The sequence below is a fragment of the Streptomyces sp. ISL-11 genome (assembly GCF_018614525.1).
GTDB lineage: Bacteria > Actinomycetota > Actinomycetes > Streptomycetales > Streptomycetaceae > Streptomyces.
This window is the reverse complement of record NZ_JAGGOL010000199.1, coordinates 1-9,424: the sequence shown is the minus strand read 5'-3', so window position 1 is coordinate 9,424 and position 9,424 is coordinate 1. Positions and strand designations below refer to the sequence as shown.

Sequence of the window (9,424 nt, the reverse complement as noted above, 5' to 3'; positions counted from 1 at the left end):
GGCCTGGAGCACGCGCACGGGTGCGGCGGCCGGCGGCCGGGCCGGAGCGGGCGGTGACGGAGGTGCCGGCGGTGGCGTCTGAGATGCGGGCTTCGGTGGCGCGGGCTTCGGTGGCGCGGGCGGCGCGGGCCGTACGGCGGGCGGGCGCGGTACCGGGTGACAGCGGACGAGGACTGCCGAACCGTTTCCGGCACGCGCCGTGACCGTTCGGCACCTCGGGCCGTCGCTGATCACCACGGACGCGCCGTCGCCGGCGGTGACGGTCAGGCCATCGGCGCCGAAGGCGACCGAGGGACCGGACCGGTCACCGGCGGAACCGCGCGGCCGGCGGCCGGTCGCCGGCCCGCCGAGCGCGGCCCTGCCCACCGCGGTGATCAGGTCGCGGTCGGGCACGGCCGGGCCCTTGACGGAGAGTTTCTGGGCGGAACGGCCGTCGGCCGGAAGGTTTTCGCGGGACGGGGTCCTGCCCGACGCGCCCTTGCCGGAGGAGCCCTCGGCCGCCGGGCCTTCACCGCGCGGCCGTGCGGAGCCCGGCGCTCCGACGGCCGTCGCACCGCTGATCCGGCCCTCTCCCGGCTCATCGCGGTCCGGCGCCGGTGCGGCCCCCGCTGTCGCCAGCACGGCCACGAAGGTCACGATCCCCGCCCGACCGGCGCGTACCCATCCACTCACGACGGAGATCTTGGTGGCCTCCGTGGCCGGAAGGACCCCTCCTGGCCACTAATCCCTTCTAAGGGATGAAAAACTGTGCTGGTTATGTGGGGAACATACCGGGCAAGTAGGTTATATGCGGCGAATGTTCGGGTCGTGCCATCCGGCCCGTCACAGCGACGAGAAGTCCCCGTGCCGCCCCTTCCCCGCCGTGAAGCGGGCCGCGCCCTCGGCCGCCTCGGGCAAGGAGGCGAGACCGTGGGCGAGTTCACCGGCCAGGGCGCCCTCCTCCGCCAGCCCCTCCTGGTCCAGGAGGGAGGCGCGGTCGCCGCGCAGGCAGGTCTGCGGGAAGCGGGCGATCTCCGCCGCCAGTTCCTCCGCCGCCTCCCGCGCGCGGCCGTGCGGCACCAGGCGGTTGGCGAGCCCGATCGCGTACGCCTCCTCCGCCGGCACCGGGCGGCCGGTCAGGACGAGGTCCATCGCGCGGCTCGTACCGATCAGCCGGGGCAGCCGGACCGTGCCGCCGTCGACCAGAGGCACGCCCCAGCGGCGGCAGAAGACGCCGAAGACGGCGTCCTCCTCGGCCACGCGCAGATCGCACCAGAGGGCGAGCTCGAGGCCGCCCGCCACCGCGTACCCGCTCACCGCCGCGACGACCGGCTTGGACAGCCGCATGCGGGTGGGGCCCATGGGCCCGTCGCCGTCCGGAGTGAGCTCGTTGCGCTCTTCGGTGGCGAACGCCTTGAGGTCGAAGCCCGCGCAGAACGTGCCGCCCTCGCCCCACAGCACCGCCACCCGAGCCTCCTCGTCCGCCTCGAACGCGCGGAAGGCGTCGGCGAGCGCGGCGGCCGTCGGCCCGTCCACGGCGTTGCGGGCGGCGGGCCGGGAGAGGACGACGGTGGTGACCGGGCCGGAGCGCTCCGAGCGGACCGCGGCCGTCACCGCGCGTCCTTGGCCGGCGCCCGGTCCAGGATCGCGCCGAGGTCCGCGCCCGGTGGCAGGGTGCCGAAGGCGTTGCCCCAGTCGGTGTCCAGCCGGGAGGCGCAGAAGGCGTCCGCGACGGCCGGGTCGCCGTACCGGACGAGCAGGCTGCCCTGGAGGACGAGGGCGAGCCGTTCGGCGACGCGGCGGGCGAGCAGCTGCGCGCCCCGCGGGTCGGTGAGCGTGCCGAGGAGACCGCGCAGGCCCGCGGCGGCCGCGTCCAGCCGCGCGTCCGCGCCCGCCGCCGCGTCGACCTCCGCGAAGTAGACGTCCAGGGCGGCCGGTTCCCGCGTCAGGACGCGCAGCACGTCCAGCGCCGCGACATTGCCCGAGCCCTCCCAGATCGACAGCAGCGGCGCCTCGCGGTAGAGCCGGGGCATGCCCGACTCCTCCACGTAGCCGTTGCCGCCCAGGCACTCCAGCGCCTCGGCGGCGTGCGCGCTGCCGCGCTTGCACACCCAGTACTTGCCGGCGGCCAGGGCCAGCCGCCGCAGCGCCGCCTCCCCGGCGTCGCCCGCCTCGGAGCGGTCGAGGGCCGCCGCCAGCCGCATGGCCAGCACGGTCGCGGCCTCGGACTCCACGGCCAGGTCCGCCAGGACGTTGCGCATCAGCGGCTGGTCGATCAGCTCGGCGCCGAACGCCCGCCGGTACGCGGTGTGGTGCATCGCCTGCCGCAACCCGGCCCGCATGCCGGCCGCCGAGCCGATGACACAGTCCAGGCGGGTCATGTTGACCATCTCGACGATCGTGCGCACTCCGCGCCCGGGCTCACCGACCGGCCAGGCGACGGCCCCCTCGTACTCGATCTCCGCCGAGGCGTTGGAGCGGTTGCCCAGCTTGTCCTTCAGGCGCTGCAGCCGCATGGCGTTGCGGGTGCCGTCGGGCAGCACCCGCGGCATCAGGAAGCAGGTCAGGCCCTCGTCGGTCTGCGCGAGCACGAGGAAGACGTCGCTCATCGGCGCCGAGGTGAACCACTTGTGCCCGGTGACGACGTACGAGCCGTCGCCCGCCGGCACGGCCGTGGTGGTGTTCGCGCGGACGTCCGAGCCGCCCTGCTTCTCCGTCATCGACATCCCGGCGATCAGCCCGCGCTTGCCCAGCGGCGGCCGCAGCCCGAAGTCGTACGTGCGCGAGGCCAGCAGCGGTTCGTAGACGGCGGCCAGTTCCGGCTGGGTACGCAGCGCCGGCACGGCGGCGTAGGTCATGGAGACGGGGCAGCCGTGGCCCGGCTCGGCCTGCGCCCAGACGTAGAACTTCGCCGCGCGCACCAGATGGGCGCCGGAGCGGGGATCGGTCCAGGGCGCCGCGTGCTGGCCGCTGCCGACCGCCGCGGCCATCAGGTGGTGCCACGCGGGGTGGAACTCGACCTCGTCGACGCGGTGGCCGTACCGGTCGTGGGTGCGCAGCACCGGCGGGTGCGCCTCGGCCAGGCGCGCCCAGTCCTGCACCTCCTCCGATCCGGCCCGCATCCCCAGGGCGCGCACCTCCGCCTCTCCCCAGCCACCGCCGTCCCGGCGCAGGGCCTCCAGCAGCGCGGGGTCGTCGGCGGTGGTGAAGCCGGCCAGGGGTGGTGCCTGGTTGAACACTTCGTGGGTGGTCATGGCACCTATGTAACCGCCGAGTAGCCCGGAGATCCAGAGGTGTGCCCGCGACGCTCCACCGCCCCCCGGGCGGGCCACCGCGCTCGCCCCGGCCGCCGCCGCGTACCACGCTGGGCGCATGATCCGCGTCGTGGCCCTCACCCTGATGCTCGTCCTGACCGGAACGCCCGCCCCGGCCACCGGGCCGCCGCCCCGGACGGTCTCCGCCTGGCTGCCCTACTGGGAGCCCGGCGCCTACCGGGACGCGCTCGCCCACGCCGGTCAGCTCCACACGGTCAGCCCCTTCTGGTACGAGGCCACCGCCGCCGACCGGATCACCTCGCACCCGGGCGCCGGCGACCGGGAGGTGATCGACGGACTGCACCGGGCCGGGATCAAGGTCGTGCCGACGGTGACCGAGAGCCTCGACGCCGAGGCGATGGCCCGGCTGACGGGCGACGCCGGGACGCGCGCCACCCACGTCGAGACCCTGGTGCGGCTCGCGTCCGGCCTCCCGTACGACGGGCTCGACCTCGACTACGAGCGGATGAACGGCAGCGGCTCGGCGCCGGAGCTCGTCGAGCGCGTCCGCACCGGCTTCAACGCCCTGACCACCGAGCTGTGCGCGCGGCTGCACGCCCTGGGGAAGGAGTGCGCGGCCGCCGTCTTCCCCCGCACCGCCGCCCGCGAGCACGACGAGGGGCCCGTCTACGACTACGCCCATCTGGGCCGCACACTCGACCGGCTGCGGATCATGGGCTACAACCTGCACGACGCCCTGGAGGAGCCGGGCCCGCTGTCCACCCCGGCCTGGTACGACGAGATCCTCTCCTACGCCACCGCCCGGGTGCCGGCGAGCAGGATCGAGATGGGCATCCCGGCGTACGGCTGGGACCACCGCACCGGCGACCCCGCCCGCGCCACCCACCGCACCGCGCGGGAGGCCGAGGCCCTGCGCCGCCGCGTCGGCGCGCCCTACGCCCTGGACGCCGGCTCGCGGACCCCGCACTTCGGCTACACCGAGGACGGCCGGCGGCGCGAGGTCTGGTACCAGGACGCGCGGGGCATCGCGGCGCACCTGCCCGTCCTGCGGAAGTACGACGTCGAGAACACGGCACTGTGGGCGCTGGACTTCGAGGAACCCGAGCTGTGGCCCGTCCTCGCCGGACGACCCGCCCCGGCGCGGTGATCGCGGAAGAACGCGCGCCGGCGAATATGAGCAGTCGGTGACAGTTGTGCTGTACGGGGCTCACAATGCGCACAAGTGTGCTGAGGGGAACGATACTGTCCGCATGTCACGGGTGCTGTTGATCGAGGACGACCGGGCCGTACGGGAGGGTGTCACCCTCACCCTGCGCCGCCGCGGTCACGAGGTCGAGGGCGCGGCGACCGGCGAGGCCGGTCTCACCGCCCTGGAGACCTTCCGGCCCGACCTGGTCCTGCTCGACCTGATGCTGCCCGACCGGAGCGGCTTCGAGGTGTGCCGCCGCATCCGCGCCATCCAGCAGATCCCGATCATCATGCTCACCGCCCGCGGCGACGACATCGACGTCGTCCTCGGCCTGGAGGCCGGGGCGGACGACTACATCGTCAAGCCCGCCCGCGGCGAGGTCCTCGAAGCCCGCATCCGCGCCGTGCTGCGCCGCGCCGTGGCCGTGGGCGGCGGCCCGGACCCGGCCGTGACCCAGCCCGTGGAGAGCCACGGCGACCTCACCATCGACCGCGCCGGCCTGCTCGTGGCCAAACACGGCCAGGACCTGGCACTGGCTCCCTCCGAGATGAAGCTGCTGCTGTACCTGTCCTCGACGCCGGGCCAGGTCTTCAGCCGCCAGCAGCTCCTCGAACACGTCTGGGAGCACAGCTACCACGGTGACGCCCGCCTGGTCGACGCGTGCGTGATGCGGCTGCGGACCAAGGTCGAGGACTCCACGCGGTCCCCGAAGTACATCCAGACCGTGCGCGGCTTCGGCTACCGGTTCGGGCCCCTGTGAAGCGTCCGGCCCTGCCCCGCCCCCTCCTGCGCCTGCTGTCCCCGGGGGCGCTCGCCGGCGGCCTGCGCGCCCGGCTGGTCCTGGCGTTCCTGCTGGTCGCCGCGCTCAGCGCGCTCATCACGGCCGCGCTGACCTTCCGCGAGGCCCGCACCGCGATCCTCCAGCGCACCCAGGACACGGCCGTGCAGGCCCTGCGCTCCCAGGTCAACTCGCAGGTTCCCGACTACCCCCTGCCGCCCACCCAGCAGAAACTGACGGAACTCGCCCGCGGGCTCACCCGCGCCGGGGAGGCACAGCACTGGAACATCCGCGTCCGCTACCAGGACCGGCCCATGGTCCCCGCCACGGATCCCCGCATGATCATCCCCCAGGGGCTCAAGAAGAAGGTCGGCGCGGGCATCGCCGCCTTCCAGCGCCGGGAGATCGACGGCAACCCCTGGCTCTCCATCGGCCTGCCCGTCACCTACGGCGACACCGGCCGCCCCTCCGGCCTGGAGGTGTACGCGCAGCTGCCGCTCCGCGAGGACGAGGCGAACGTCCGGTCCCTGGTCGAGGCCGCCCAGAGCGGTGCCGTGCCCGCCGTCGCCCTGGCCGCCGTGCCCGCCCTCATCGCCGCGCGCGGCGTGCTGCGGCCCGTACGGGAACTGCGCCGCGCCTCCCGGAAGATCGCCGCCGGAGAGCTCGACACCCGGCTGAAGGTCACCGGCCGCGACGAGCTGGCCGACCTCTCGCGGACCTTCAACGACATGGCCGAGGCGCTGGAGGAGAACGTCGCGGAACTGCGCCGCATGGAGGCCAACTCCCGGCGCTTCGCCGCCGACGTCTCGCACGAGCTGCGCACCCCGCTCGCCGCGATGACCGCCGTCGTCGACGTCCTGGACGAGGACGCCGCCACCCTCGACCCCGACACCGCCCACGCCGTCCGTCTGATCAGCGAGGAGACGGGGAAGCTGGCCCGCATGGTCGAGGACCTGATGGAGATCTCCCGCTTCGACGCGGGAGCCGCCGCCCTCCACCTCGACGAGGTCGACGTCTCCGAGACCGTGCGCAAGACCCTCCAGGCCCGCGGCTGGCAGGACAAGGTGACCGCCGACCTGCCCGAGGGCGTACGCGCCCGGCTCGACCCGCGCCGCATCGACGTCGTCGTCGCCAACCTCGTGGGCAACGCCCTCAAGCACGGCGGCGAACCGGTCGGTGTCGGAGTGCGGGTGACGGACGCCGAGGGCGGACGGCGCGTGCTGATCGAGATCGCGGACCGGGGCGAGGGCATCGACCCCGAGGTCCTGCCGCACGTCTTCGACCGGTTCTACAAGGCCGACTCCGCCCGCGCCCGCTCCGAGGGCAGCGGTCTCGGTCTCGCCATCACCCTGGAGAACGTCCGCCTGCACGACGGGACCGTACGGGCCGCCAACCGACCCGAAGGAGGCGCGGTGTTCACCGTGGACCTGCCGCTGCGGCTCGGCGGGGGCGAGGGCGCGTGACGGCGCGACGCACCGCCCTGGCCGCCCTGCTGCTCGCCACGCTCGCGGGCTGCGGCGTCACCACCACCGACGTCATCGACGTGGGGCAGCCCGCCGGCGGAGCCAAGCGGCAGGGAGCGATCGACGACGTCCGGCTCTACTTCATGTCGCCGACCGGCGTGAAGCCCAGGCCCCGCAGCGCCAAGACCAAGCTCGGCGCCGAGGACGCGATCGCGCTGCTGCTCGACGGGCCGGACGAGGCGGAGCGGCTGCAGGGCCTCTACTCCGACGTGCCCAAGATGAGCACGGACAAGGTGCACGTCACCACCGGCACGCTGCGCGTGAGCGTCCAGTTGCCGTTCAACGTCCTGCGGCTGACCCCGGTCGCCCGCAGCCAGTTCGTCTGCACGGCGGCGGACAACGAGGCGCCCCGGGGGCGCCCCGTCCACGATGTGAAGGTCGAGCTCAGCGGCGGCGGTTTCGTCATCTCGGACCTGGTGTGCGACAGCAACAACGCCTTCCCGGCGGAGAAGCTGCCGACCGCGGCCCCGCCGACCCGCTGAGACCACCTCAGATCTTGGGGAAGCTGAAGGCGTAGCCCTCCCGCTTCAGCCGGGGCAGCAGCTTGCCGAGCGCCTCGACGGTCTGCGCGCGGGAGCCGCCGCCGTCGTGCATCAGGACGGTCGGTCCCTTGGCCAGCTCGCGCTCGACCGTGTCGAGGATCTTCGCGGCACCGGGGTGCTCGAAGTCCTTGGTGTCCACGTTCCAGCCGAGCGGGCGCATCCCGTTCTCGGCGGCGATCCGCCGGCTGTCGGGGGTGAACGCCCCGCCCGGCGCCCGGTAGTAGCGCACGGGCTCGCCGCCCGACGCCTCCTCGATCAGCCGCTTCGCGTCCAGGATCTCCTTCGACTGGTACGCGACCGGCTTCTTGTCCATCGTCGTGTCGTGCGTCATGGAGTGGTCGCACAGCCGATGACCGGCGGCGACGACCTTCTTCACCAGGTCCGGATGCTTCTGGGCGTTCGGGCCGATCATGCAGAACGTCGCCTTGGCGCCGTACCGCTCCAGCAGCGCGAGCACCTGCGGCGTCCAGGTGGGGTCGGGTCCGTCGTCGAAGGTGAGGTTGACGGTCTTTCCGGAGTCCTCCGAGGCGCGCCCGATCTCCTGGCTGACACCCCCGCCGCCCGTCACCGGCCGGTCCGTCGCGGCCGCGGTGCCCCCGCCGCCCCCGCTGTTCCCGCCCCGGCCCTCCGCGACGGCGAGCGTGCCCGCGGCTATCGCGAGGACCGCCGCCGTCGCCGCGATCCGGTTCCTGTGCTTCCTCGGCAGCGCCATGGCTTCTCGTGCCCTCCCTGTCGGTGGTTCGTGTCACCGGGGAAGAGGGGTCCGGGAAGGCGAAAGGGTGCGTCTGTTACGGATTCCTCACGGACCGGGCACATGGGCCCGCTCGCATCTCAGGGCTGGAGCCCGCCGAGTCGTCCTTCCAGGAGGACCAGCAGCTCCGCGAGCGTGTCCGCGAGCTGTCCGCGGCGGTCCGCGTCCAGTCCGTCCAGGAGGGCGCTCTCGTAGCTGAGCTGGTGGGGGATCAGCCGGTCGATGAGCTCGTCACCGGCCGGGGTGAGGGAGAGGTGGGCCACGCGCCGGTCGCGCTCGTCGGGGCGGCGGGCGACGAGGCCGCGCGCCTCCAGGACGCGCAGCCGTTTGGTGACCGCCGCCCCCGAGGCGAACGTCTCCCGGGCGATCTGCCCCGGCGTCAGCTCACGGCCCGTCCGCCGCAGCGTGCCCAGGATGTCGAACTCCGCCCGCGTCAGCCCCTCGCGCACCAGCGGGGCGTCCGTCGCCTGCTGCAGCAGGGCCGCACAGCGGTTGAGCCGGCCGATCACGGCCATCGGCGCGGTGTCGAGTCCGGGGTGGACCTGCTGCCACTGGCGCAGCACGCGCGCGACGACGTCCTCGGTCACGGTGGCTTCCTTTCCCGTTTCGGTGCTCCGGATAGATTCTGCCGTCCGCCGGTCACCTGCCGGGAAGCAGGCCGGATTCCCCGCGCGCCCCGGGACCGGACGGGCGCACGAGCGCGGCCAGCGTCCGGTAGCCGTCGTGCTCGGCGCTCGTCACCCGCTCCGCCGGCAGGGCCCGCTGCCACCACTCGCCGGCCGCCACGTCCGCTGCCTCCCGCAGCTCGACCAGCGCGCTCGTGAGCCGGTCGCGGACCCCGCCCGCCTCATGGGCGCGGTGCGGGGCCTCCAGCACCGCGCGGGCCGCGTCCCGCGCCTCGGCCACCCGGGCCACGGTGGCGTCGACGCGGTCCGCCGCGCGCCGGTTGGTGACCAGCGCGCAGGCGAGCAGCCCCACGGCCGCGCCGACGAGCGTATCGGTCCAGCGGTCACCGATGAGCTCCCGGGCCGGGTGGGCGCCGCCGAATTCGGTCAGCAGCAGGGCCATGGGGGTCACGCACACGGTCGCCAGCCAGTAGTTGCGGGCGATGAGCGCCTCGGCGCCGACCTGGAGGGCGATGGCGAGCAGCACCATGGCGAGCTGCCCCGTCCGCACGGCGGGCAGCAGCGCGGCGAAGAGCAGCAGGCCGAGGAGGTTGCCGAGCGTGCGCTGGAGGGCGCGCTGCCAGGACAGCGCGGTGTTGGCCTGGAAGACGGACGCGGCGGTGACCACGGCCCAGTACGGGTGCCCGACCCCCAGCGCGAGCGCGGCCCACCCGGCCAGCGCGGACCCGGCCGCGACGCGCGCCCCGACCGGCAGCAGCGGC

Annotated in this window: 9 protein-coding genes and 1 pseudogene; 4 read left to right on the top strand and 6 right to left on the bottom strand. The window is 74.2% G+C overall.

All coding sequences use genetic code 11. The features are described 5' to 3' along the window. The 3 genes and pseudogenes from J7E86_RS29525 to J7E86_RS29515 all read right to left on the bottom strand — a co-directional run. Positions 1-672 (bottom strand): annotated as a pseudogene (locus J7E86_RS29525) (hypothetical protein); the annotation flags it as partial. Positions 673-822: 150 nt separating this feature from the next. After that, positions 823-1,593, bottom strand: coding sequence for a crotonase/enoyl-CoA hydratase family protein (locus J7E86_RS29520; protein ID WP_215085882.1), 771 nt, complete (start codon positions 1,591-1,593; stop codon positions 823-825). Beyond that, entirely contained in the window at positions 1,590-3,233 is a 1,644-nt protein-coding gene (locus J7E86_RS29515) for an acyl-CoA dehydrogenase family protein (RefSeq protein WP_215085881.1), read from the bottom strand. The genes J7E86_RS29520 and J7E86_RS29515 overlap by 4 nt, the downstream gene beginning before the upstream one ends. 118 nt (positions 3,234-3,351) lie before the next feature. Here J7E86_RS29515 and J7E86_RS29510 point away from each other — a divergent pair, with 118 nt between their 5' ends. The 4 genes from J7E86_RS29510 to J7E86_RS29495 all read left to right on the top strand — a co-directional run bounded on the left by J7E86_RS29510 (position 3,352) and on the right by J7E86_RS29495 (position 7,226). Continuing rightward, positions 3,352-4,401 (top strand): glycosyl hydrolase family 18 protein, encoded by a 1,050-nt coding sequence (locus J7E86_RS29510; RefSeq protein ID WP_215085880.1) that lies wholly within the window; start codon positions 3,352-3,354, stop codon positions 4,399-4,401. A 103-nt stretch (positions 4,402-4,504) separates the two neighbouring features. Next, a complete protein-coding gene (locus J7E86_RS29505; protein ID WP_215085879.1) occupies positions 4,505-5,203 on the top strand; it encodes a response regulator transcription factor in 699 nt (232 codons plus the stop codon). Then, positions 5,200-6,684, top strand: coding sequence for an ATP-binding protein (locus J7E86_RS29500; RefSeq protein ID WP_215085878.1), 1,485 nt, complete (start codon positions 5,200-5,202; stop codon positions 6,682-6,684). Before J7E86_RS29505 ends, J7E86_RS29500 begins: the two co-directional genes overlap by 4 nt. Then, positions 6,681-7,226, top strand: a complete 546-nt coding sequence (locus tag J7E86_RS29495; protein ID WP_215085877.1) for a hypothetical protein — start codon at positions 6,681-6,683, stop codon at positions 7,224-7,226. Before J7E86_RS29500 ends, J7E86_RS29495 begins: the two co-directional genes overlap by 4 nt. Positions 7,227-7,233: 7 nt before the next feature. Here the strand turns inward: J7E86_RS29495 and J7E86_RS29490 are convergent, their stop codons facing one another. From J7E86_RS29490 to J7E86_RS29480, 3 genes are all read right to left on the bottom strand, one after another. Then, positions 7,234-7,998, bottom strand: a complete 765-nt coding sequence (locus tag J7E86_RS29490) for a polysaccharide deacetylase family protein (protein ID WP_215085876.1) — start codon at positions 7,996-7,998, stop codon at positions 7,234-7,236. Positions 7,999-8,117: 119 nt separating this feature from the next. Next, entirely contained in the window at positions 8,118-8,624 is a 507-nt protein-coding gene (locus tag J7E86_RS29485; RefSeq protein ID WP_215085875.1) for a MarR family winged helix-turn-helix transcriptional regulator, read from the bottom strand. Between the two features lie 52 nt (positions 8,625-8,676). Beyond that, positions 8,677-9,424 (bottom strand): FUSC family protein (locus J7E86_RS29480; protein WP_215085874.1); only part of this gene is annotated, 748 nt, incomplete at its 5' end.

Excerpts from the sequence above, each read along its gene's own strand:
- J7E86_RS29515 (WP_215085881.1), bottom strand. The coding sequence starts at position 3,233 with ATGACCACCCACGAAGTGTTCAACCAGGCACCACCCCTGGCCGGCTTC.
- J7E86_RS29510 (WP_215085880.1), top strand. The coding sequence starts at position 3,352 with ATGATCCGCGTCGTGGCCCTCACCCTGATGCTCGTCCTGACCGGAACG.
- J7E86_RS29505 (WP_215085879.1), top strand. The coding sequence starts at position 4,505 with ATGTCACGGGTGCTGTTGATCGAGGACGACCGGGCCGTACGGGAGGGT.
- J7E86_RS29490 (WP_215085876.1), bottom strand. The coding sequence starts at position 7,998 with ATGGCGCTGCCGAGGAAGCACAGGAACCGGATCGCGGCGACGGCGGCG.